At 53.1% G+C, this 23,597-nt stretch carries 26 protein-coding genes and 1 pseudogene; 25 read left to right on the top strand and 2 right to left on the bottom strand.

Annotated features, from left to right (window positions below; all coding sequences use genetic code 11):
• Nucleotides 1-3: 3 nt before the first annotated feature.
• The 22 genes and pseudogenes from tssK to FJD38_RS21225 all read left to right on the top strand — a co-directional run bounded on the left by tssK (nucleotide 4) and on the right by FJD38_RS21225 (nucleotide 17,995).
• On the top strand, nucleotides 4-1,350 hold the full coding sequence (tssK, locus tag FJD38_RS21325) for a type VI secretion system baseplate subunit TssK (RefSeq protein ID WP_146387356.1): 1,347 nt from the start codon (nucleotides 4-6) through the stop codon (nucleotides 1,348-1,350).
• Nucleotides 1,343-2,083 carry a type IVB secretion system protein IcmH/DotU gene (gene icmH, locus FJD38_RS21320; RefSeq protein ID WP_122785566.1) on the top strand — a complete coding sequence of 247 codons (741 nt, stop codon included), beginning with the start codon at nucleotides 1,343-1,345 and terminating at the stop codon, nucleotides 2,081-2,083. The genes tssK and icmH overlap by 8 nt, the downstream gene beginning before the upstream one ends.
• Nucleotides 2,084-2,209: 126 nt before the next feature.
• The gene (locus FJD38_RS21315; protein ID WP_122785567.1) at nucleotides 2,210-2,722 is read left to right on the top strand and encodes an Hcp family type VI secretion system effector; all 513 of its coding nucleotides are present in this window, start codon (nucleotides 2,210-2,212) and stop codon (nucleotides 2,720-2,722) included.
• Between the two features lie 103 nt (nucleotides 2,723-2,825).
• A complete protein-coding gene (locus FJD38_RS21310) occupies nucleotides 2,826-3,047 on the top strand; it encodes a hypothetical protein (RefSeq protein ID WP_146387354.1) in 222 nt (73 codons plus the stop codon).
• Between the two features lies 1 nt (nucleotide 3,048).
• Complete coding sequence (locus FJD38_RS21305; RefSeq protein WP_146387352.1) at nucleotides 3,049-3,405, top strand: DUF4150 domain-containing protein; 357 nt, start codon at nucleotides 3,049-3,051, stop codon at nucleotides 3,403-3,405.
• A 3-nt stretch (nucleotides 3,406-3,408) separates the two neighbouring features.
• The gene (locus FJD38_RS21300; RefSeq protein WP_146387350.1) at nucleotides 3,409-4,704 is read left to right on the top strand and encodes a polymorphic toxin type 15 domain-containing protein; all 1,296 of its coding nucleotides are present in this window, start codon (nucleotides 3,409-3,411) and stop codon (nucleotides 4,702-4,704) included.
• Nucleotides 4,705-4,713: 9 nt separating this feature from the next.
• Nucleotides 4,714-5,379: a GAD-like domain-containing protein gene (locus FJD38_RS21295; protein ID WP_146387348.1), complete on the top strand. Its 666-nt coding sequence runs from the start codon at nucleotides 4,714-4,716 to the stop codon at nucleotides 5,377-5,379.
• Between the two features lie 129 nt (nucleotides 5,380-5,508).
• A complete protein-coding gene (locus tag FJD38_RS21290) occupies nucleotides 5,509-5,799 on the top strand; it encodes a DUF3396 domain-containing protein (RefSeq protein ID WP_146387346.1) in 291 nt (96 codons plus the stop codon).
• Nucleotides 5,800-5,884: 85 nt separating this feature from the next.
• Nucleotides 5,885-6,127 carry a PAAR domain-containing protein gene (locus FJD38_RS21285; protein ID WP_240892289.1) on the top strand — a complete coding sequence of 81 codons (243 nt, stop codon included), beginning with the start codon at nucleotides 5,885-5,887 and terminating at the stop codon, nucleotides 6,125-6,127.
• Nucleotides 6,128-6,139: 12 nt separating this feature from the next.
• Nucleotides 6,140-8,152 (top strand): type VI secretion system Vgr family protein, encoded by a 2,013-nt coding sequence (locus FJD38_RS21280; RefSeq protein WP_146387344.1) that lies wholly within the window; start codon nucleotides 6,140-6,142, stop codon nucleotides 8,150-8,152.
• Between the two features lie 9 nt (nucleotides 8,153-8,161).
• Complete coding sequence (locus FJD38_RS21275) at nucleotides 8,162-9,508, top strand: DUF2169 family type VI secretion system accessory protein (protein WP_146387342.1); 1,347 nt, start codon at nucleotides 8,162-8,164, stop codon at nucleotides 9,506-9,508.
• A gap of 1 nt (nucleotide 9,509) precedes the next feature.
• A complete protein-coding gene (locus FJD38_RS21270; protein WP_146387340.1) occupies nucleotides 9,510-9,866 on the top strand; it encodes a DUF4150 domain-containing protein in 357 nt (118 codons plus the stop codon).
• Nucleotides 9,867-9,869: 3 nt separating this feature from the next.
• Nucleotides 9,870-11,024 carry a hypothetical protein gene (locus FJD38_RS21265; protein ID WP_146387338.1) on the top strand — a complete coding sequence of 385 codons (1,155 nt, stop codon included), beginning with the start codon at nucleotides 9,870-9,872 and terminating at the stop codon, nucleotides 11,022-11,024.
• 96 nt (nucleotides 11,025-11,120) lie between these two features.
• Nucleotides 11,121-12,134, top strand: coding sequence for a beta propeller repeat protein (locus FJD38_RS21260; RefSeq protein WP_146387336.1), 1,014 nt, complete (start codon nucleotides 11,121-11,123; stop codon nucleotides 12,132-12,134).
• Between the two features lie 420 nt (nucleotides 12,135-12,554).
• Nucleotides 12,555-12,797, top strand: a pseudogene (locus FJD38_RS25245) (DUF7832 domain-containing protein); the annotation flags it as partial.
• 163 nt (nucleotides 12,798-12,960) lie between these two features.
• Entirely contained in the window at nucleotides 12,961-13,623 is a 663-nt protein-coding gene (locus tag FJD38_RS21255; protein WP_146387334.1) for a GAD-like domain-containing protein, read from the top strand.
• Nucleotides 13,624-13,855: 232 nt separating this feature from the next.
• Nucleotides 13,856-14,938: a type VI immunity family protein gene (locus tag FJD38_RS21250; protein ID WP_146387332.1), complete on the top strand. Its 1,083-nt coding sequence runs from the start codon at nucleotides 13,856-13,858 to the stop codon at nucleotides 14,936-14,938.
• Between the two features lie 66 nt (nucleotides 14,939-15,004).
• The gene (locus FJD38_RS21245) at nucleotides 15,005-15,262 is read left to right on the top strand and encodes a PAAR domain-containing protein (protein ID WP_122785571.1); all 258 of its coding nucleotides are present in this window, start codon (nucleotides 15,005-15,007) and stop codon (nucleotides 15,260-15,262) included.
• 25 nt (nucleotides 15,263-15,287) lie between these two features.
• Nucleotides 15,288-15,509, top strand: a complete 222-nt coding sequence (locus FJD38_RS21240) for a hypothetical protein (RefSeq protein WP_146387330.1) — start codon at nucleotides 15,288-15,290, stop codon at nucleotides 15,507-15,509.
• A gap of 42 nt (nucleotides 15,510-15,551) precedes the next feature.
• Entirely contained in the window at nucleotides 15,552-15,866 is a 315-nt protein-coding gene (locus FJD38_RS21235) for a DUF4150 domain-containing protein (RefSeq protein WP_240892280.1), read from the top strand.
• 3 nt (nucleotides 15,867-15,869) lie between these two features.
• Nucleotides 15,870-17,066, top strand: a complete 1,197-nt coding sequence (locus tag FJD38_RS21230; protein ID WP_146387326.1) for a hypothetical protein — start codon at nucleotides 15,870-15,872, stop codon at nucleotides 17,064-17,066.
• Between the two features lie 5 nt (nucleotides 17,067-17,071).
• A complete protein-coding gene (locus FJD38_RS21225; protein WP_146387324.1) occupies nucleotides 17,072-17,995 on the top strand; it encodes a hypothetical protein in 924 nt (307 codons plus the stop codon).
• Between the two features lie 306 nt (nucleotides 17,996-18,301).
• Here FJD38_RS21225 and tnpB read toward each other — a convergent pair whose 3' ends face one another.
• Nucleotides 18,302-18,586, bottom strand: a complete 285-nt coding sequence (gene tnpB, locus FJD38_RS21220) for an IS66 family insertion sequence element accessory protein TnpB (RefSeq protein WP_146387322.1) — start codon at nucleotides 18,584-18,586, stop codon at nucleotides 18,302-18,304.
• Nucleotides 18,587-19,198: 612 nt separating this feature from the next.
• Here tnpB and FJD38_RS21215 point away from each other — a divergent pair.
• Entirely contained in the window at nucleotides 19,199-20,200 is a 1,002-nt protein-coding gene (locus tag FJD38_RS21215) for a hypothetical protein (RefSeq protein WP_146387320.1), read from the top strand.
• Between the two features lie 194 nt (nucleotides 20,201-20,394).
• On the opposite strand, the gene FJD38_RS21210 is transcribed toward FJD38_RS21215, so the two are convergent.
• The gene (locus FJD38_RS21210) at nucleotides 20,395-21,168 is read right to left on the bottom strand and encodes an L-iditol 2-dehydrogenase (protein WP_146387318.1); all 774 of its coding nucleotides are present in this window, start codon (nucleotides 21,166-21,168) and stop codon (nucleotides 20,395-20,397) included.
• Between the two features lie 241 nt (nucleotides 21,169-21,409).
• On the opposite strand from FJD38_RS21210, the gene FJD38_RS21205 reads away from it, so the two are divergent.
• Together FJD38_RS21205 and FJD38_RS21200 are read left to right on the top strand one after the other, a co-directional pair.
• Entirely contained in the window at nucleotides 21,410-22,351 is a 942-nt protein-coding gene (locus FJD38_RS21205) for a helix-turn-helix domain-containing protein (RefSeq protein ID WP_146387316.1), read from the top strand.
• A 240-nt stretch (nucleotides 22,352-22,591) separates the two neighbouring features.
• On the top strand, nucleotides 22,592-23,575 hold the full coding sequence (locus FJD38_RS21200; protein ID WP_146387315.1) for a DUF1852 domain-containing protein: 984 nt from the start codon (nucleotides 22,592-22,594) through the stop codon (nucleotides 23,573-23,575).
• Nucleotides 23,576-23,597 lie beyond the last annotated feature (22 nt).

Raw genomic sequence — 23,597 nt, 5'->3', positions numbered from 1 at the left:
CGGATGAGTTCACGCCACCCGGTCATCTGGCACGAGGGGTTATTTGTCAAACCCCAGCACTTCCAGCAACAGGCGCGCGCTGCAGAGGCTGCGGTACAGCATCGTCTGCACAGCCTCAACGACGCCCTCTATGGGTTCAGTGAGCTGCAACTGAACAGTGAGTATTTGAGCTTCGGCAAGGTGGCCCTGACCCGGGCGCGGGGCATCATGCCCGACGGCAGCGTGTTTGATATTCCCAATGATCTGGCGCCACCCGCACCGCTTGACCTGGACGCTCACAGCGCAGCCAATCAAATCGTCTACCTGACCTTGCCGCTCAAATCCGAAGACGTGCTGGAAATACGCTGGCCCGAGCATCACGCCAACAGCCGCTATGTGGCCCGACGCAATGACGTGCGCGACACCCACAGTGAAGACGGCGATGTGGTGAACATGTACGTGGCGGTGCCCAACCTCAGCCTGATGCTCGAACGTGAAGATCGCAGTGCCTTTACCAGTATTGCGCTGGGCCGGATTGTCGACAGGCGCCCGGATGGCAGCCTGGTGATGGACGAACATTTCTACCCCACCAGCGTGTCCTTAGAAGCCGTGCCCGTGTTGCAAAGCTATCTGGGTGAAGTGACCGGGCAGTTGCGCGAACGGGCCAAAAATCTGGCTGCACGCATCGGGTCATCGGGGCAGTCAGGGGTGGCCGATGTCACTGATTTCAACCTGCTGCAAACCCTCAACCGGCTGTTCCCGCTGTTCCAGCACCTGGCGCGTCAACGTCATGTTCACCCTGAGCAGTTGTATATCGCCTTCGCCCAGGCGTGCGGTGAATTGGTGACCTTTACCGATGAGGGCCACCTGCCGCAAGAGTACCCGGCCTACCAGCACGACAATCTGCGTGAGTGCTTCAAACCGCTGGAGCACACCCTGCGCCGCGCACTGGGCACAGTGTTGCAACCACGCGCCGTGTCGCTGCCCATTGTCGATCAGCAATATGGCGTGCTCAGCGCACTGTTGGGCGACAAGCGACTGCTGGACACGGCAGACTTCATTCTCGCCGTGCGCGCCCGCCTGCCCCTGGAAACCTTGCGTGAACAGTTGCCCCGGCAAATCAAGATCAGCTCCACCGAAACCCTCTCTGAGTTGGTCAGCCTGCAATTGCCGGGCATCGCATTGATTCCGTTGCCCGTGGCACCGCGCCAGTTGCCCTTCCATGCAGGCTTCAGCTACTTCGAACTCGACCGTCAGCACCCTGTCTGGCAAAGCCTGAGTCAGGGCAGCGGGTTCGGCTTCCATATCGCAGGCGACTTCCCGGAGCTTGAGTTGCAGTTCTGGGCGATCCGGAGTGAACACCATGACTGAAGTCCAGCTCACTGCCCCGTTGTTGGCTGACACCGAATTCGACCTGCGCGGGCTGGCCTGGAATCCCTTGTGCGACCCGGCCATGCCCTTGATCGGGCTGGTAATCCGCCTGCGCAACCTGCATCAGCACGACGATGTCAGCGCGCTCTATCAGAGCGTGCACAACCAAATCACCACCATCCTGGAAGAGCTCAAACCGCTGGATTATGACCCCGGCGTCCTCAAGGCTTACTCGTACAGCTTGTGCCTTTTGCTGGATGAAGTGGTCATGAGCACCCCTTGGGGCCGGCACTCGCAATGGAGCCAGCGCTCTCTGCTCAGCGCCTTTCACCATGAAACCTGGGGCGGCGAAAAGTTTTTCACCCTGCTTACCCGCATGGCCACCGACGTTGCCCACTACCAGCATGTTTTGGAGTTCATGTACTTGTGCCTGTGTGCGGGCCTGAAAGGCAAATACGGCAATCAGGTCAGAGGCGACGAGGACATACAACGGGTGATCAGCCACCTGCACGGGCTGCTGCGCCCGCTGCGGGGTGAAACGCCCACACAGCTGACCGAGCCATTGGCCCACGTCGCCCCAAGCAACTACCGAATCAAGCGCGCCTGGCCGTTGTGGACGCCGTGGGCCGTGGCTGGCGGGGTGTTGATCGTCGCGTACACGGTCTATGCCGTGCGCCTGCATGACGTCACCCGCCAAGTGCTGGTGTCGCTGGACCACCTGTTGACCCTGTAACCGATTTTCGGCGCGTTCGCAGTGAGCGCCCGAAGCCTGGCCCTGCGGGGCCGAAACCCACGCTGTCAGTACGACGGCGGCGACCCTTCGCGGCGTCGTTCAAATCATCGCGACAAGGAGCTTGTCATGCCAACACCCGCCTACATCAGCATCCACGGCCAAACCCAAGGCCATATCACCCAAGGCGCCTTCACCTCTGACTCGGTGGGCAACGTCTATGTGGAGGGCCACGAAGACGAAATCCTGGTACAGGAAGTGGACCATCAAATCACCACCCCAACCGACCCTCAAAGCGGCCAGCCCACTGGCCAGCGGGTACACAAACCGCTGATTTTCACCTGCGCCCTGAACAAAGCCTCACCCATGCTCTATCAGGCGCTGGCCACCGGAGAAATGTTGCCCACGGTTGAGGTCAAGTGGTTCCGCACCTCGGTCGATGGCAAGCAGGAGCACTTCTTCACCACCAAGCTCGAAGACGCCACCGTCGTCGACATCCACACCGTCTTGCCGCATGCCCAGGACAGCAGTAACGCCAACTACACCCAGTTGATCAAGACCAGCCTGGCATACCGCAAAGTCAGCTGGAGCCACGTAGTGGCGGGCACCGAAGCCTCTGACGACTGGCGCAAACCGGCTTAACCGACGCCAGCCCTGCCCGCTGCGGCCGGCAGTTTTTCATACCCGCTCCCAGCGGCCCGTTGTAATAACGGGTCGTACGGACAGCTGCGTTCAAGGAGTGCCCATGCCCCGTCAAAGCGAGCTGCGTTTTACCTTTGAACCGTTGCAAGGCGATGTTTTCGAGGTGGTCGAATTTACCCTCGAAGAGGGCCTCTCGCAGCCTTTCAAAATTCGCAGGGAGGATGAATGGAAGGCACCCCTGTGCACCACACCCAACATCGACAACCCGCTAATTGCCACCATGTTCGACCCGCAGGGCGACCACAGTGCTTGCTGGGTGCACTGACATGGCCGACAACGTCATCGCCCGTAAACAACACCAGTGGACCGTGGTCAGCCTCGTCCCGGACGTCTGCAAGACCCCAATGGGCGCCGCCATCCCGCCGGTGCCCTACCCCGTCACCGCCCAACTGAAAACCGCGACGGGCGTGGCCAAGTCCGTGCGCGTCAACGGCTACCCGGTGGTGGTCTACGACATGAGCCTGGTGCCGACCACACAGGGCGATCAGGCCGGTGCGGCCAAGGGCATTAAAAGCAACACCGTGGGCGGCAAATGCTACCCGTTGGAAAAGAGCAGCAGCGTGCAGGCCGAAGGCAAATTGATCGTGCGCCATGACGACAAATTCTGGATGAACGGGATTTAGCGCATGACAGAACCGCTTGAAATCAACATCAGCAAATCCTTCGTGGAGTATGGCGGCAAACAGTGGGCGACCTATGAAAGTGGCGGCGGCGTTACCGTGCAGATCTGGAAAGGTCAGCAACTGGAACAACAACAGAACCTGAGTTACGCCGACTACGCCCTATTCCGGGAAAAAGCCCCAGAGATTGGTCTGCGCGCCTACCCCGACCCGGCACTGAGGCCCAAAGGTGGCACCTCAGCCAATGGCAATACGCTGGGCCGAGTCGTGGGACAAACAGCCCCTACGGCCGTGCCTGCGCAACAGGGCAATCCGCCGATTGAGGTTGAATCCGAAGAAGAAGGCATCACCGGGGAACAGGTGTTGGATGGCATCCAGCTCGGCCTTGACGTGGTGGGGCTAATCCCCGTCGTCGGGGAAGTGGCGGATATTGCAAGCGCGGCGGTCAGTGTTGTGCGCGGAGATTATGTCGGGGCTGGCTTGTCTCTGTTATCGGCGATTCCGTTTTTGGGCTATGCGGGCACCGCTGGCAAGGCCGCCCGCTACGGTGCGAAGATGGCCGAGGCGTCGGGTAAGGCGGGTAAGGAGGCTGTCGATAAAGCCGCGAAAGAGGCCGCAGACAAGGCGGTAAAAGAGTCTGCGGAGAAGAAGGCTAGAGAAGAAGCGGCACGTAAGCAGAAGCAAGGAGCGAAGGTCAAACCCAAAAAATTGCCGAAGAAAAAGCCAGAGTGTTTCGAACCGAGGAACTCTAAAAAATATAAAAATATGAGTGAGGCCGAACAAAAGAAATACCTGCGCGAATATGCCCGACAACTCAAGCGTCAGGAAGATGCCATAAACAACATGTCGGCCAAAGACTTTGCCAATGCACGACGTAAATTCAATGAAACCAAAGAAAAATCGCCTAACAACGAAGGGAGAAATCCCAAGGCCGCCGCAGCTCAAGATGCGTATCGGAACGAGCGAGCTAGTGAGGTCAAAGACAGTATTTATGAAGGCTATCTAAGGAGGAATCCAAAAATAGATCCAAGGATTGCTGAATCAGACGCAGCCGCTCGCGCCAAGGGAATAATGGAATCTTTAGCCGCGCTGCACGAACCGGACATGGTCGCAGGGGGTTGGCATGAACCCAAACCAGCAGCCTTGGGTAATAAAGGCGTAAATAGCGCCATTGGCGGAAGCTGGAGTCAAAAAGGACGCGTAACATTATTGGACGATGCTGCCAAAAAAGCAGTCGCACGCGGTGACGCATCAGACATGATGAATGTGGAATTAACAATCTGCCCGCCTGGAAAAAAATAGGAAAATGACATGACGACAGACCCTCATTTTGAGTATTTCATCGAAAAATTTGGAGAGGCTACACACAGCCTGCCTGTTCCCAACTCCATCCTTGCACAATGGAAAGACAAGCTTCCTCCTATATTGCTCACTCTATGGAGTGAAGAGGGATGGGCAGGTTACGCAAACGGTCTTTTATGGTTGGTTAATCCCGATGATTTCGAGGACATCAAAGACGCTTGGCTTGAGGGGACACCGCTACCCTGTATAGATAACTTCCACGTCATTGCCCGCAGTGCGTTTGGAAGTCTCTATTTATGTGGCGAGAAAACAGGGAGAAGCGTGACGATTTCTTGTCCTCATAACGAGATACTTGCGCTGAAAAAAAAGTTAAAACCTAAACCCTTGCAAGAACAGGATTTTTCAATTCAATCGTTCTTTGGTTCTCGTGACCCTGAGGACTTTGATTTCAAAGACACCAAAGGAAAATTCCTATTTGATCGTGCCATGAAAAAATATGGCCCATTGGAAGCTGATGAAATGTACGGGTTCGAGCCTGCACTCGTCATGGGTGGGGACGCTACATTGGATAACCTTCAGCGCGTTAAGCTGGATCCGTACCTGCTTATCCTGCGTCAGTTTGACGATCCGAAACTTCCCTTTTCCAAGCTGGATTTCGACACTCTAATCAAATAAGGGAAAGGCTACAGTAAAGCTTTCTCAAAAAATCACTATCGAGGGCTGTATTCCGTCTGACTGAACTTCCAGCAGCAGAACGTATAACAGCTCCTCGACGTCGTATTTAAGGGTAAGTCCTGCACAAACGTGCGTCACTATCACAATGCACAGATAAGCGTTAATGCAGTCATTAAACCGTTGCGGGTGAGTAATATCAGTTCACTGAATTACGGCTCAATTGCAGGTGAAGTCAGACTCAACGAGCGCACCAGCAGCCTATGGATGCGCCGCTTTGATCTTCCTGAAGGCAGCCCGAAACTTCCTCCTACATCCCTTTACCGCTGTATATCAGCAGAGGAACAACAACGAATTAATACCGACAACAAGATTCTTGACGACATTTCAAACAAACCTCATGACGAAAAGTTTAAGTTTTAAACAGAGCTATCAATCCGATTAAACATAAAAATAGAAGATAACGCTTGGGGCTCACTCTCGCTAAACATCTTTTAGAGGACGTTTTATGCCTGCAATTGTAATGCTCGGCCACGACCACACGTGTCCGCGATGTGGCCCCACCACTGTTACCAGTGGTGCAGAAGCCTTCGCTATCAGTAACCGCGCCGTTGCCTGTGTCGGTGATTCCTTGGGCTGCGGCGCCACCATCACCAGCGGTTCAGTTTCGCTAACCATCGAACCACTGACCAAGGTGGATCTCTGGAAAACGGCGATGCCAGTTGGCTTGTCGATTAACGTTTGCACATAACAAGGACTACCCATGCCCCGTCAAAGCGAGCTGCGTTTTACCTTTGAACCCCTGCAAGGGGATGCCTTCGAGGTGGTCGAATTTACCCTCGAAGAAGGCCTCTCGCAGCCTTTCACATTGAGCCTGGAATTGGCCAGCCATGACCCGGCGGTGGACTTCAACCGCGTGCTCGACCTGGCGGCGCTGTTCACCCTGTGGCGCGGCGACACGCCGGTGCGCCATGTGCACGGTCTGGTCAGCCTGTTCACGCAGGGCGACACCGGCTTTCGCCGCACCCGTTACCGCGCCGTGGTCGAGCCCGCCCTTGCCCGTGCGGGATTGCGCTCGAACTGGCGCATCTTTCAGCAAAAAACCGTGCCTGAAATCATCACCGCAGTGCTCGCCCAGCAATCATCGAGCGACCTCAAAACCTTGCTGTGTTTCGATCATCACCCCCGTGAGTATTGCGTGCAGGCGGGTGAAACCGACATTGATTTCATCGCCCGCCTGGCCGCAGAAGAAGGCCTGATTTACACCTTTGAACACCGTCCTGACGGTCACACCCTGATCCTCACTGACCGTATCGGCGAACTGGGCACGCTCATGCCTGCCTCTGAGTGCTCGGTGCTCTACCAGCCCATGGGCGGTGGTGACAGCCCGCAACCGGCACTGCACCGCTTTAGCTACACCGAGCAGGTGCGCACGGCGCGTCAGGTGCAACGCGACTACACCTTCACGCACCCGCGCTACAACCAGCAGCACAGCGCCGATGGCGGCCTGAGCCTGAACAACCAGCACAAGGATTACGAGCGCTACGACTACCCCGGCCGCTATAAACGCGATGCCGTCGGCAAGCCGTTCACCCAGACCCGCCTGAGTGCTCTGCGCAGCGATGCGCGCATGGCCCATCTCGAAGGCGATGACGGGCGCCTGCAACCGGGGCTGGCCTTCGACCTCTGCGAACACCCGCGTGCCGACTTCAACGATCGCTGGCGCAGCATTGCCCTGCAACACAGCGGCAAGCAGTACAGCAGCTTGCTGGAAGACGCCGCGGGCAGCGAGCACGGCACCGAGTATCAGGTGCAGGCCAGTGCCATTCGTGGGGAGGACGAATGGAAAGCCCCCCTGTGCGCCAGACCCCGCATCGACGGCCCGCAAATTGCGACGGTGGTCGGCCCGCCGGGCGAAGAAATCTATTGCGATGAATGGGGCCGGGTCAAAGTCAGCTTTCCGTGGGACCGCGACAGCCCGCAAGACGACCACAGCTCATGCTGGATCCGCGTGGCCCAAGGCTGGGCGGGCTCCTTGTGGGGCGCGATGGCCGTGCCCCGTGTGGGCCAGGAACTGATCATCAGCTACCTCGATGGCGACCCTGACCAGCCGATCGCCACCGGGCGCACCTATCGCGAAACCAACCTGCCGCCGTACGAACTGCCCAAGCACAAGACCCGCATGACCATCAAAAGCCGCACCCACAAGGGCAAGGGCTTTAACGAATTGCGCTTTGAGGATGAGCTGGGGCAGGAAGAGGTTTATATCCATGCCGAAAAAGACAAGAACGTTCATATCAAAAATGACAACACGACGTTTGTGGGCCATGACCGCAGCGAGCGGGTGGAGCACAACGAAACCATCTCCATCGGTGACCACCGCGTGGAGGACGTGGGTAAAAACGAAAACATCCAGATCGGCGCTAACCGCAGCGTCCACATCGGCGCCAACAAGACCGAAACCATCGTCCTGACCAAGGCTGAAACCATCGGGCTGGGCAAGGCGCTGAGCATCGGCGCTGGTTATCAAGTCAGTGTCGGCGCCGCCATGAACACCAGCGTGGGGCTGAGCCAGAGCGAACAGGTCGGTCTGCACAAATCCGTGGTGGTGGGCAAGCGTTTCACCATCGAGGCGGGTGATGAATTCAGCGTCGCGGTGGGCAAATCCAGCTTGACGCTGAAGTCCGACGGCACGGTGCTGATCAACGGCTGCACCTTCGATTTCAGTGCCAGCGGCCCGGTGCAAATCAACGGCAAAGACGTTGACATCAACTGAGGAGGCGTCATGCAATTTCGAAATCTGACGCCCTTCGATGCGTTGAGGTTTAGCGCCCTGGGTGTGGACGATCAGGAGTATCCGGTGCTGGCCATGAAGGTCGGCTACAGGTTGATGCCCATCGAGGGTCAGCCGGGCAGGTTCCGCGCCGAGGTGATGGACGACACGCCCGTGCCGTTGTGCATGGCCGACAGGTATTACGGCGAAGACGGTTCCTCCAGCGTCTGCGAAGAAAGCGACCTGGCGCCGTTCAAACCGCGCTGCGACGTGATTGTGGTCGGTCGCGCGTATGCGCCGCTGGGCTTTGCGGCCCCGTCGTGGCAAGCCGGCCTGCGCCTAAGCGTGCCCGTGGCGCCATTACAACTGGACGTGCCGCTGCCCGAGCCGCTAAGCCCCGGCGAACCATTGAACCAGTACCAGCTTCAGGACTGGCAAGCCCGACGCATGGCCGCAGCCCAAGCCCTGGCTAATGCACCGACCCGCCGCAATCTGCTGGACAAGCAGCTGCGCTTTACCGGGCCACGCCAGTTCAAACACAGCCTGTTCGGCGGCTGGCAACTGACCGAACCGCAGCCTGCGCTCAGCGTTCCGCTGCGTTGGGAATGTGCTTTCGGGGGCAGCAGCGTGGTGCGCAATCCCGAGCATTTGCTAAAGCCGGACAGTCCCGAATACCTGCTCAACGAGGTCTGCTACAGCAACCCGCTGGGCTGTGGCTGGATCGAAAAACGTCAGGAGTCCTTGGGCTATACACTGGATGCACCCCTGAGAGTGTTGCCCGCGCCGCAGATCGAAGCCATCGACACACCCGTCCTGCATCTGGACAAAGCCAAACATCCCGACGGGCAGCTCGACGCCACCGACATGCTGCGAGTTACCAGTACGTATAAGTATCAACCTGCCGGGTTTGGCGTGGTGGGTCGGGCCTGGGCGCCGCGTCTGGCGCTGGCAGGCACCTACGATGAGGCGTGGAAAACAGCGCGCTGGCCCGGTTTGCCACTGGATTTTGATTTCAGCTACTGGAACGGCGCGCCTGCCGATCAACAAATCGAATTCCCTCCACCCAACCTGCGCATCGAACTGTTCAACCTGACAGACCCGAGCCTCACCCCAGATGGGCAACTGTGTGTGGAAATGCCCGGCCATCGCCCGTTTGTCCTGCTGCGCCTGAACAACGGCGCCCTGCTACCACTCCCCCTGCTCACCGACACCCTGCGCATCGACACCGACGCCATGACCCTGGTGCTGACCCACCGCATCAGCCTGCCCGACGGGCTGGACATACGGGTGCTTGAAGCGCGCTTTGAGACCGACCCCACTGCACCGCTGCTCAAGCGCACCTCGCAGGCGGTGCACTGACATGGCCGACAACGTCATCGCCCGCAAACAAGACCAGTGGACCGTGATCAGCCTCGTCCCGGACGTCTGCAAAACGCCGATGGGCGCCGCGCTCCCGCCGGTGCCCTACCCCGTGACCGCCCAACTGAAAACCGCCACCTGCGTGGCCAAGTCTGTGCGCGTCAACGGCAACCCGGTGGTGGTCTACGACATGAGTCTGGTGCCGACCACACAGGGCGATCAGGCCGGTGCGGCCAAGGGCATCAAAAGCAACACCGTGGGCGGCAAATGCTACCCGCTGGAAAAAAGCAGCAGCGTAAGGGCCGAAGGCAAATTGATCGTGCGCCATGACGACAAGTTCTGGATGAACGGGGTTTAGCGCATGGCAGAACCGCTTGAAATCAACATCAGCAAATCCTTCGTGGAGTATGGCGGCAAACAGTGCGCGACCTTTGAGAGTGGCGGCGGCGTCACCGTGCAGATCTGGAAAGGTCAGCAACTGGAACAGCAGCAGAACCTGAGTTACGCCGACTACGCCCTGTTCCGGGAACAAGCCCCAGAGATTGGTCTGCGCGCCTACCCCGACCCAGCCCTGAGGCCCAAAGGTGGCACCTCAGCCAATGGCAATACGCTGGGCCGAGTCGTGGGGCAAACAGCCCCGACGGCTGTTCCTGCGGAACAAGCCAATCCGCCGATTGAGGTTGAAGGCGACACGGAGCAAAGTTGGTGGGGAAGCGCAAGCCCCTGGGTGCACGGGGGCCTTGACGTGCTGGGCTTTGTGCCCGGACTGGGCGCATTACCTGACGTTATCAATGCCGGAATTTATGCTGCGGAAGGCGATGCGGCCAATGCCCGCCTGTCAGCACTGGCGGCGATCCCCTTCGCAGGCGATGCGCTAAAAGGTGGAGTGCTGGTAGGTAAGGGCATTCATAAAGCAGGAGCACATGCGGGGAAAGAAATTGCAGAGACCACAACCAATACTGTTGGAAAGAAAACAGTAGAGCCACCGCCCCCAAAAGAAACAAGTGGTGGTAAATCCAAAGGCCAGAACAGAAACTGTCGTTTAAGGGCGTATGGGAAGGGCAAAAATTGCCCAATGGGTAAAACGGCGCATCATGTTGTCCCTGATCGCGTATTCAAGACAGAAAAAGGGGTACGTATCGCAGGGGGGGTTTCTCACTCGAATGGCTATTGCCTCTGTGTCGATGGAGCCACTCCCAGACGTAAAGGGGCCAAGGCGAACGAACATGGACTCATCCATAAAATCTACGACACTAATGAAAAACTGTTGGGCAGCAAGGGAAATCCTCCAGGAACGGCAACGCTGGCGGAACTGGAGATTCTGGGGGTGATGGCAGCTGCAGCGGTCACCGGGTGTAACCCCGTAGTCATGCTTGCGGAGCTTCATGCTTATCATGCAAGCAGAGGCATGGCCGCTGATGATTTATTTCGGGCAGACCCAAATGGAAGATGGATCAAGCATGTGGACATTACAACACTGGGTAGTCACACCACGAAAGGATCAGGCGGGCTATAAGCAGTCAAATAATCTGACCCGCGCTGTATACAAAAATTGGCAGCTGTTAGTTCTCGCAAACATTGCACCCACTTGTTTGATACTGGAATGTGACAAATGAATAATGCAAAAAACACATCAATTACCTTCGGAGCAAGTTGTGCGATAAATGATGACATGCTCTATGTCAGTTCATTTATTGATGCTCTACCACACGATACTGACTACACGCGCATGTTTGTGCTAAACCTGAAACTTCCAGGCGCATGGTTTTATCACGATATACCTGACAAAACAGTAACATCCGTCGCCATGCGGCATGCATCAAGTGAAGTGCCTAGAGCTACCTATGCATTATGTAGCGACGGCACGATAGAAATTTATAACTCAACGGCTGTCATTACTGAAACAATACCCATTCACAAGAATGCGGGAGGGATGAGTAGCATCACCCATATAGATGACAAGGTATATGCCTGCGGTGCCGGGAATCAAATATATTGCCGAGATTCAGATACCTGGATTGAAACAGCTCAGAACCTAAGAGAGCTAGCACAGAACATAGTGAATTCGATAATCGAAAAAATATCTTCTAAACAAGAAATAAACATAATTGAACTCACCGGCACTGCGCGCACATTAACCTCGCTTGAGTGCATTAAAGGCACCCATGATGACAATGTTTATGCCTGTGGCACAAATGGCACAGTCCTTCATTGGGACGGCCTTGAGTGGCAAACAGTACATAGCGGCACCCGGCAGCACTTACATGATATCCATTGTGTCACTGCAGACGACATTATTATGTGCGGACATAATGGCGTAGTCATTCGAGGCAATCATCGTATTGGCTTCAAACGCTTGCTCATTGAGAAAACCGACGTCAATTTTTGGTCTGTGCGGCTCTTTAATCAAACGTTGTACCTAGGTTCAACTTCCGGACTTTTTAACGTCCACGAGAAAAATTTAGTTAAGACCCGATTCGACTCATTGGCATTGCCCAGCCACATTAGCATCGAATCCATGGATGCCACCGATCAAACACTTTGGGTCGTTACCACTACCTTTGTTCTGCGGCTCAACTCTAATGCGTGGGAATTAATTGAACACCCCGACAATGTCCCGCTTTAACACATGATTAATGGAAACTATCTCCCACAAGCTGGCGGGCATCCCCCGTCCGCTGCAATACCCAATAAAGAATTGCCCGTCTACATAATTTTCACTGATTAGAAATAATTGTCCCTTTCCAGAACGGGACCTGTCAAATTTAATGACATCGCACCGAAACTTAGAAGACCATGAACATGGTCTCAGCATTCACCACAATCAACAGGCAGAAAAATGGACGACTTACTAAAGCCATTTCTTGAAGACGGAAAAAAATCCTTGAAACACAACCCTTTGACTTTTTCCCGATATCAAATGAGGCTAGCGAGGGCAGCGGAATTTTGCCATTTTTTTATTTAAGGTGGGCGACTGCCCACGATTTACTTTTGAACCAAAATGAACTAATCATAGTCATGAGCAACCAAGACTCACTCGAATCAAAAATCAAAAATCAAAAATATTAGAAAAATACTTGGCGACCAATTATTACCGTCCCACTTCAATCCAAATGGAAATGCGTTTACGCAAGATTATTATCGCCCAGGATGGAAATATTTCTACATAACAGACTTTGGAAAAACATTCGATGACTATGATAATTTAGACGATGTCACTGACACCAACTATAAAAAAACAGGGGCGGTGCTAGAAGACCGTTTTTTTAATTGGTCATCAAAAAGTTAGTCCCCCACCACGAAGGACAATAAAAGAACAGGGTGTACAGCAACATGCCACCTAACCAATACATACAAATTTACGCGGACAAGGAATTCGCCCACGGTGACGGTTCAGAAACCATGAATATGGAATTGACCATCTGCCCTCCTGGCACGAAAGGAAAATAAAGATGAAAGACCCTCATTTCGAATACTTCATCGAGAAATTTGGCGAGGCTACTTACAGAATGCCTGTTCCAGAAATCACCCTTGCACAATGGGCAGACAAGCTTCCTCCCATCCTGCTGACTTATTGGCGTGAAGAAGGCTGGGCGGGATATGCAAACGGTCGAGTGTGGACAGTGAATCCTGATGAATATGAGGACATCAAAGATGCTTGGCTTGAGGAGACGTCGTTTGCCAACATAGACAAATTCCACGTCATTGCCCGCGATGCCTTTGGCTACCTCTACTTGTGCGGCGAAACAACAGGCGCAAGCGTTACCATTACCTGTATCCACAATGAAATACTTGCACTGAAAAACCAACTAAAACCCAACTCCTTGCCAGACCTTGATCCTTCCATCCAAGCACTATTTGGTTCCGCCAAGTTGGAAGACTTCGACTACAAAGACACCAAAGGAAAATACCTTTTTGATCGTGCCATGAAAAAATATGGCCCGTTAAAGCCTGATGAAATGTATGGTTTCGAGCCTGCACTCGTCATGGGTGGGGACGCTACATTGGATAACCTTCGGCGCGTTAAGCTGGATCCGTACCTACATATCCTGCGTCAGTTCGACAATCCGGAACTTCCCTTGTCTCAGCTTGATTTCGACACTCTAGTCAAATAAGGAAAAGGCAGCAGCAAAGAGTTACTCAGAAACTCGCTATCGAGGGCTGTATTTCGCGCGACTGAACTTTCAGCAGCAGAATGTATAACAGCCCCTCGACGTCGTAATTCAGGGTAGCCTCTGAACAAATGTGTGCAACTGTCACTCTGCGCAAAATGGAATCAGCGCCAACAGCATCAACTTACCACTGTACAGAACTATGTGTTTTGGGAAGGTTTGCCGGAGACAAGCAATGAATGAAGATCTGTTTTTCAAGGATTTAGACGCTCATCGGTGGGATTTAACCGTCTTCGATGAGGAGAGCGTTGAAAAGCAACCCGTTCTAAGAGTAGGTTTAGTGGCGACTTTCTACCTTGTGGATGCCTATCTGCCTGTAAGGAGAAAGCATATCGCTGAAGCGTTTGAGCTGTATTGCAACCATTATGGTGACAAACTTACATGGGGGTATATGGGCAGTGAGGAGGTCATAACTCAAGAATTTTGCCCGAGCACAATGCGTCATTGCCTTTCCTACATTCAATCTGATGGGTACTCTGATTCGGCTTCATTTATGTGGTCATCTCAACAGGGCTTTGAACATCCTGGGGAGTATATGTTTGAGGCCCTGCTTCCTGTTGAATGGTTCGAACGGATCCACAACGCTCTCTCAGTGATAAGATTTTATCTTCCACTAGAGGAAATCAAAGATAACGGGGCAGGAGGCATCGATAAACTTATATTTGACATGTGCAATATTCTACGCCCCCTGCATGGATCAGCAGGGTTAGGGATACAAAATTCTTATGAATTACAAAACTACCAACATATCGAGTACGACCTCTTGGAAAACTATAGAGGTTTAGATTTAACTCTATTAATTGCCAATGAGAGCTGGCGCACTGGCTACACAAACCTCAACTGGTACACCTATATAGCCCATCACTGGGTACGCAAGCTGGGCACAACCGAAGACTTGCTCAAACAACTCGATGATGTGCGTATTGGTATCTTGCCGTACGAATGGGGCACGATTTTTCGTGCCGGTGATTGGCCTGCCTTGGGAAAAGCAGATATCGATCCACGTCCAGAACTCTATGTGATGGTCAATGAAGTAATCAAACCGTTGCGGGTGAGCAATATCGGTTCACTGCATTACGGCTCAATTGCGGGGGAAGTTAGATTCAACGAGCGCACCAGCAACTTATGGATGCGCCGCTTTGATCTCCCAAAAGGCAGCCCGAAACACCAGCCCACACCGCTGTACCGTCGACTATCTGCAGAGGAGCAACAACGATTAAATACTGACAACAAGATCCTTGACGATTTTCTAAAGTAACCCAAGACGAGAAATTAAAAATTTTCGCAGTTCCTCCACTTGAGCAGCATGTTTAGAGGACGTTTTATGCCGGCAATCGTATTGCTCGGGCACGACCACGTTTGTCCGTTATGTGGCCCCACCACTGTTACTAGTGGTGCTGAAGCTTTCACCGTCAATAACCGCGCCGTTGCCTGTGTCGGTGATTCCTTGGGCTGCGGCGCCACCATCACCAGCGGTTCAGTCTCGCTAACCATCGAGGGCAAAGGTGTTGCCCGCATCGCAGACACCACTGACCACGGTGGCTCTCTGGAAAACGGCGATGCCAGTTGGCTAGTCGATTAACGCTTGCACATAACAAGGAGTGCCCATGCCTCGTCAAAGCGATCTGCGTTTTACCTTTGAACCCCTGCAAGGGGATGCCTTCGAGGTGGTCGAATTTACCCTCGAAGAGGGCCTCTCGCAGCCTTTCAAAATTCGCGGGGAGGACGAATGGAAAGCGCCCCTGTGCGCCAAACCCCGCATCGACGTCCCGCTAATTGCCACCATGTTCGACCCGCAGGGCGACCACAGTGCTTGCTGGGTGCACTGACAGGCCGACAACGTCATCGCCCGTAAACAACACCAGTGGACCGTGGTCAGCCTCGTCCCGGACGTCTGCAAAACGCCGATGGGCGCCGCGCTCCCGCCGGTGCCCTACCCCGTGACCGCCCAACTGAAAACCGCCACCTGCGTGGCCAAGTCTGTGCGCGTCAACGGCAACCCGGTGGTGGTCTACGACATGAGTCTGGTGCCGACCACACAGGGCGATCAGGCCGGTGCGGCCAAGGGCATCAAAAGCAACACCGTGGGCGGCAAATGCTACCCGCTGGAAAAAAGCAGCAGCGTAAGGGCCGAAGGCAAATTGATCGTGCGCCATGACGACAAGTTCTGGATGAACGGGGTTTAGCGCATGGCAGAAGCCCTCAACCTACCGCCGCTGCACATACACGCGGTTCGCGTTCCCGTCCGCCGCTCCCCTGACAGCATCGCCGGCCCCGATGAAATGATGCTGCAACAAGGCGAGAACGGCGGCGTGCAAGTCGACATTTTCGGACGCGATGCCCAAGGCAACGCACTGCACGACAGCAAGGAGATGCAAGAAGACGAATACGAAGCCTTGCGAGCGGGCTACCTGCGGGCCGAACTCGCAACCATGCCACCGTTCAGTTCATTCAAAAGCGGCAATACCGTCGGACGTGTGGTGGGGGAATCCGCCCCGGCCGCTGTTGCGGCCACAGAGGCCAATCCGCCGATAGAGGCCGAAACGGAAGAAGAAGGCATCACCGGGGAACAGGTGCTGGATGGCATCCAGCTGGGTTTGGATGTGGTGGGGCTGATACCTGTGGTCGGGGAAGTGGCGGATATTGCCAGCGCGGCGATCAGCATTGTGCGCGGGGATTATGTCGGGGCTGGCTTGTCGCTGTTGTCAGCGTTTCCGTTTGTGGGCTATGCGGGCACCGCTGGCAAGGCCGCCCGATACGGTGCGAAGATAGCCGAGGCGTCGGGTAAAGCGGGTAAGGAGGCTGTTGATAAAGCTGCGAAAGAAGCCGCAGACAAGGCGGCAAAAGAGGCAGCGGAGAAGAAGACTAGAGAAGAAGCGGCACGTAAGCGCGAACTTGAAACTAAAGATGGAGAAACTGGGGGAAATGTAAAACCTAGAAAAAACAGCAGAGAAAAAGGAAAGTGCGGTGAATGGTTGGCGTCAATGGATTTGATAAATGATGGTTTCGACGAGGTCATCAGTGTAGAGAACAATTCCGGGCATGGAGTAGACCTTATTGGCCGAAATAGTAGAACAGGAGAGGTCAAAGTTTGGGAAGTAAAAACTACCGATGGCACTGTTCCCGGTCAACTCAGCAATGCTCAGAGAGGCTTAGGTGGTGAGAGTTTCACAAATGATCGGCTCGCGAAGGCGGCCCGAGGAAGTGGTAATTACGGAAAAGTCCCGGCAGCAATGCGCAACGCTCGAAAAGCGCAAGGTTGGCTGCAAGATGCAAAAAAGAATAAACTCCCACCAACCTATGAAAAATATGATGTATTTGTGGACGACCTTGAAAAAGGATGTAGTAAACATCCAAGCAGATCTTCTAAAGCTACCACATGGTGACGGCAATGAGTATTGCGGATAGAAAAACCAATCCAGCAGCAACAATTAAAAAACTTGATAAAAAAATCAAAATATGGATATCGAATTGGGTCAGCTCCCCAACTCCAAGAGCGCTTTTCCTAGATGAGCCCATGAATGCATTTACTGATTATTTGAAAGGCCAAGATATTTCGCATACTCTCGGTGATCAATCGGAAAACTTGGCAACTTGGCACCTTATCAATTATCAAAATACTGCACTTAATGGTGATCCCGACTACGAAGAGCTTGCACGTGCCTCTTTCCATTACGGTCAAATGTTGGAGCTTAAAAAATTACTGGCTGATAGTGATAGCGGAGCATCTATGCTACTTGCTGTATCAGCCCTATCATTTTCAATGGCAGCAATCTCTGGCTGGAAGGATGAATGTTCCTCACGCTTCAACATATTAAAAACAGGCTTAGATACATCATTACTGCAACTCCGGAGAAATGAAAAACATGAGGCCGGAAAATTATTTCGTCACTTTTGGTTTTTACTAGAGCTCTTTGCAACCAGTATCGGACAAAAAATTGATACATCATTATACTCGTACCCAACAACACTCTCACCCTATGACCAAGCGCTTCAGAGCTGGGACACTTCAGACCAGACTGTTTTGCAAGAAGTAATCTCACAAATGGCCAATTTCCACCTAGCACAAACTCTCTCCTCCGAAGAGGATGATGTACTAGAGTTTGATTATGAGGAACGCATGCTTTTCCCTTATGAAATTCTTGCATTTCTTAGAATCAGAGAATGGGCTAACCTTAAAAACCCCGTGACTTTTGATCACCCATTGATGCAACACCCTCTCGCCCAACTTCCTCCGGTGCTTAACATACCAAATATTCAGTTATTCAAAGACGTCATTGATACATTTAATAAAGATTTATTTCACGAGAATTGAAGCATATGCACACGACGCATGGCCTAAGAGCGCGTCTGAAGCCTTTGTCACTTAGGGCAATGTCCGCTTAAACGCACTTGCTTTACAACTCGTTAGACCGTAGCGGGATACGGGTGTGTCGGTACTGAGCTAGAAGGCATAAATAATGATTGTCACGGGCAACCAATTGAAAGGTTTCACTGTCATCACTCGAAAAGAACTGAATACTGACTTCAATGCCATCACTGAACTAAACGGATATATCTATATCGCTACCAAGGATGGCTTTTACACAATGGTGGAAAGGGAAATAGCCTATATCGCCCATCATTGGGTAAGTAAACTGGGTACGATTGAAGACTTTCTGAGAACTCGATGATGTGGGTATTGGTATCTTGCCGTATGAGTGGGGAACGATTTTTCCGCGAGCCAGATTCCCAGCCCATCGTGCACCAGCACTTTCATGCGAGTGGCGCGACGATTGGCAAACAAATAAGCGCAGTGCCGCTGCGCCGCACCGAACACGGCCACCACCCGCGCCAGAGCGGACTCGGTGCCGGCCCTCATGTGCATGGGCTCGGTGGCGAACCAGATCGCGTCGAAGCGGATCATCGTGTCACACCGCGAAGAAACCGGGCACACCCTGTTGGGTCACCAGCCGGCCATGTCACGATCAGGGTCCATTGTTCGTACAGTATCTCGTTGTTGACCGATTCTTCAGGTTTTACCTGAGCCGCAGGTGGACGTTGTAAGGGTACTTCGCTTGAATCCTTGGGTGTGAGCGCCTGGATTCTACCGGTGGCTGGCTCTCTGCCTCACGTTTCAAGTGTTGCAGTTATTCCAAAGCGCTCTATGAGCCTATAAACCAGGCTGCGCTATCTCAAGTTTATTGATCTGTGTCGGAAATGGTCTGGAAGACCAACGGGAAAACGGTAACCAAGATATCAGCTAAGCTGTGTAGTAATGTGGCCGCAGTTAGTTTTGCCACCCGTGAATATACAGTGTTAGGGATGCCCTAGCTAACATGGCTTTAACTGGTAGAGGTTCCAACTCGCTCAGGGATGGTTGTACCTGGAAAATATAATGGTCTTATATTCAAAAAATCAGCTGAACCACTCAGGTGAACATAAGCAGCGCCCTGACGATCGAGCAGCCTTTAAGGCTAGCGATGGGGCAACGCCGCCTAAGTCTCTGATGGAGTTCAATCAATAAAAGGGTTGTTCTATGTACAAACATCCTAGTGAAAGAAATCATCAGCGTAGAGGTTCATTACCTGATAGAGATGATTCCAAGCATCCAATAAATCAGCAGGTTTCGCCTGCCACAGCTTCGCGACAGCCCGTTTTCCTGTCCTCTTTGATCGGAAGGCAGCAGCAGGTTGCCCAGCAGAATCAGAGTTCGACCATAGCTTCCAGCTCCGGCTATTCAGGCGATTCAATTAATCCGCAGAAATCTCATATTTATCATATTGTTGATACGCGAAGCGAAAACGCTCTTGTGGGTAAGGCCACGATCAATTTTGATATGCCAAAGATTAGTCCTGGCAAAGACATAAAGGATTCTGAAGGGCGTACTTATAAAGGAACAGTTGATTACTACCTGAGCCACTCATCACCAGGAAATATGTATACAGGCGCATTAAATATTAAAACAGGACAGATAGATTTATACCCGATTTCTATTGACAGGGGTGACATGATAGATTTTGGCTGGGGACAAAAAGAATTTTTAAATAAAACCCATGACTCCGGAAACGCAATAATGCACCCGGGCCAGGGTAGCAATGTTCCCGTTGCTCACTTACAACTGTTATCAAAGTTAAACGCAAGCGATATAAGTGACGACTATATAGGTTTTACTTTTTGCGACACCAGACATATAAGAAAGCATGCTAATTTCCATACCAACTCCCAGGCAAGCATGCTATATGGTGCATCCCGAAGCTTAAATTTAAAGCATGTTAATATATTGAAAAACGATAGCGCCGCTGTTTCAGGCGCAAACAATCTGGACGCCCACAAAAGAAACGAATCGATATTTACGTACCACTTACCTATTGAAATCAAGAGAGATATTCTGACCGGAATAAAAGCTATTATGGGTAATAGTGAGGGCTGGCAGATAGAAATTGACAAGGAATTATCCAGGGCGGATATGAAGGTAGATTATTATCATGAACAAAAGAATAAGCAAAACAAACCTAAGCCCTTTATATTGTATACCTGAATTCATAGAATACGTGCAACGCTTGAAAAACACATTGCTGGGCTGGACCCGTACCTGCATATCCTGGGTCAATTCGACAATCCGAAACTTCCCTTTTCCAGCAGTGATTTTGACAATCTCATGAAATAGACAGGGCCGGGAGCAGCGGGCAATTGTACTTCTGCCGCCCGCACCGCCCGCCCACACGGCCACCCTCAGCTCATCCAGTTGCCCCCGTCGACATTGTAGGTCTGGGCTACCACGTACTCGCTGTCGGGGGACGCCAGAAATATGGCCATTCCGGTCAAATCATCAGCAGTGCCCATTCGACCAAAAGGCACCTCTTGCCCCACGCTTTTTTTCTTCTCGCCCAATGGGCGGTTCTCGTAGCGGGCAAACAGTGCATCTACGCCGTCCCAGTGTTCGCCGTCGACGACACCGGGGGCAATCGCGTTGACGTTGATGCCGTGCTTGATCAGGTCTAGGCCCGCAGATTGGGTCAGGCTGATCACCGCTGCTTTGGTGGCGCAATACACCCCCACCAGCGCTTCGCCCCGGCGACCGGCCTGGCTGGCCATGTTGATGATTTTGCCGCCATGCCCCTGGCTAATCATCTGTTTGGCGGCCGCCTGCAAGGTAAACAGGGTGCCCGCGACGTTGATCGCAAACAGACGCTCAAAACTGTCCCGGCTGATGCCGACAATCGGAGCCAGGTCAAACAGGGCCGCATTGTTGATCAAAATATCCAGTTTGCCCGTCTGCGCGATGACGGCGCCCAGCGCATCGTCGATGGAGCGCTGGCTGGTGACATCCATTTCGACCGCGAAAGCCTGCGGCCCCAACTCCAGGGCCGTGGCGTGGGCGCGCTCAAGGTTGATGTCGGCGATGGCCACCGTAGCCCCCTCGCGAATGTAGGCTTGAGCAAAGGTGCGGCCGATGCCTCGGGCAGAACCTGTTATCAACGCGCTTTTACCTTCCAGTCGTTTCATGGGTTATTCATCCGTTTTTATTAGAGGGCAATGCCCGTGGGCATCAAGGCTGGGGATGATTTCAACAGGTTAAAAATTACCCGACAAATGCACAGCGGATGCCCGGCTGATACTTTTTTAATCGGGTAGCCCTGGGTTAAAAAAATATCCGCCCTGCGCAATGGATGATCTAGCCGCCGCCGACCACAAACGCGTATGTTGCTGCGACTCATCGCACACATAACGATAAAAAGGGCAAGCTATGTCTGATCACCGAGCCGCCCTGTTTGAACAGCGGCCCGCCGAACTGGAGGTCATTCTCCCTGAGCCTCATCAGTGTTTTCGCTGGTATGAGCATGACTACCCGTATGCGCTGGCACGCTGGAACCATCATCCCGAGTTTGAAATTCATCTGATTCGCCAAGGCAGCGGCAAGTTGGTGGCGGGCGATTACATCGGTGCGTTTGCGGCGGGGCATGTCGCGCTGATTGGCCCCGACCTGCCCCATGACTGGATTGGCGACGTGGCACCCGGTGAGCACTTGGCCGGGCGTGATGTGGTGTTGCAGTTTGATGGTGCTGCGATTTTGGCCTTGCGCGGCACACTACCGGAACTGGGTGGCTTGCAGGATTTGTTTGAGCGGGCCCGCCGCGGCCTGACGTTTACCGGTTCAACCGCGGTAGAGGCCGCCCACCTGCTCGAAGCCATCGGTTTGGCTGAGGGCCTGGAACGGCTGATTCTGTTTCTGCAAGTGATCAATGTCTTTATCAAGGCACCCGCGCAAGAGGTGCATTTTCTGGCCAGCGCCTGCTACAGCCCCACCCTCAATGCGCACAGTTCAGAGCGCATAAACAAGGCGTTTGACTATTTGCTGGCTGAACTCACAGGTGATATTAGGGTGTCCGTCATTGCTCGCCAGTTGAAGATGAGCGAACCGGGGTTTTCGCGTTTTTTCAAACGAATTACCGGCCACGGTTTCATCGACCTTATGCGCAAGTTGAGGGTTCAGCGTGCGTGTCGGCTGCTCATGCAAACCGAACTGTCGGTGGCCACCATTTGCTTTGAAGTGGGCTATGAAAATATCTCGAACTTCAACCGTCATTTTCGTCTTGAAATGAGCCAAACGCCGAGCGAGTACCGGCGCGCGACCGGCATGTCGCTGTTTAATCGCAGCGCCGAAACCCGGCCTTTGATACGGGTGTAAGGGAAATCCGGAGTACAGAGACTGTCCAAAGACGCTGCACCACTGACCGCGCCCGATCATGAACAGCGCTAACGATTCAGTGAAATCAATTCATTGTATTCATCTCAATGCCTCAGCCTAAACTAGGCCCTAACAAACACTCTCAAGACAACTGAGTGAACCGCCGAGAATCTGAAATGCAGCTGGACACTTCCCGTCCGCCATCAGATTTAACCTCAGTCATCAAGGCACCGAATCAAGATGAAGAATCACTTTACCTTTACCATTAAGAGCATTCCATTCAACGAACATTATCAGCCGTCTGAAAACACCCGCACGACCACTAACTTTGCCAACTTGGCCCGAGGCCAGAGTCGCCAGGAGAACCTGCGCAACACCCTCAACATGATAAATAATCGTTTCAATGCCTTGGCCCATTGGGACAACCCCACCGGCGATCGCTACTCAGTTGAAATCGATATTATTTCAGCCGAAATGAACATTGATACACCGGGCACTGGCTCTGCCATACCCCTGATTGAAATTCTAAAAACACAGATCATTGATCATAAAACCAATGAGCGTATCGACGGCATAGTGGGGAACAATTTTTCCTCTTATGTACGCGATTATGATTTCAGCGTGCTGTTGCAGGCGCACAATAAAGACAGCGCCGAGTTCAGCTTGCCCGAGACCTTTGGTGACCTGCACGGGCAGTTGTTCAAGTGCTTCGTAAATTCAAGCAGTTACACCGACAACTTTCATAAGCCGCCTGTCATCTGCCTGAGCGTTTCGAGCAACAAGACCTACCATCAGACTGAAAACCAACACCCGGTACTGGGTGTTGAATACCAGCAGGATGAACACTCCTTGACGGATGATTACTTCAAAAAAATGGGGTTAAGCGTTCGTTACTTCATGCCGCCACAAAGTGTTGCGCCGTTGGCTTTTTATTTCTCCGGCGATTTACTGCGCGATTACACGGCGCTTGAACTGATCAGCACCATTAGCACGATGGACACGTTCCAAAAGATCTACCGTGCAGAAATCTATAATGCCAATTCGGCCGCAGGAAAATCCTATCAGCCAAGTTTGAAGCACCAGGATTATTCACTGACTCGAATTGTTTATGATCGAGAAGAACGTAGCCAACTGGCGATTGAACAGGGCAAGTTCGTGGAGGAGCACTTCATCAAGCCCCACCATGCCCTGCTGGAGCAGTGGTCCTCGCAGTACGCCCTTTGACTGTCAAGAAATACAAGGCTAA

This window comes from Pseudomonas saxonica (assembly GCF_007858365.1).
GTDB lineage: Bacteria > Pseudomonadota > Gammaproteobacteria > Pseudomonadales > Pseudomonadaceae > Aquipseudomonas > Aquipseudomonas saxonica.
Note: the sequence above shows the minus strand (reverse complement) of the source record. Positions and strands in the feature narration are given on the sequence as shown.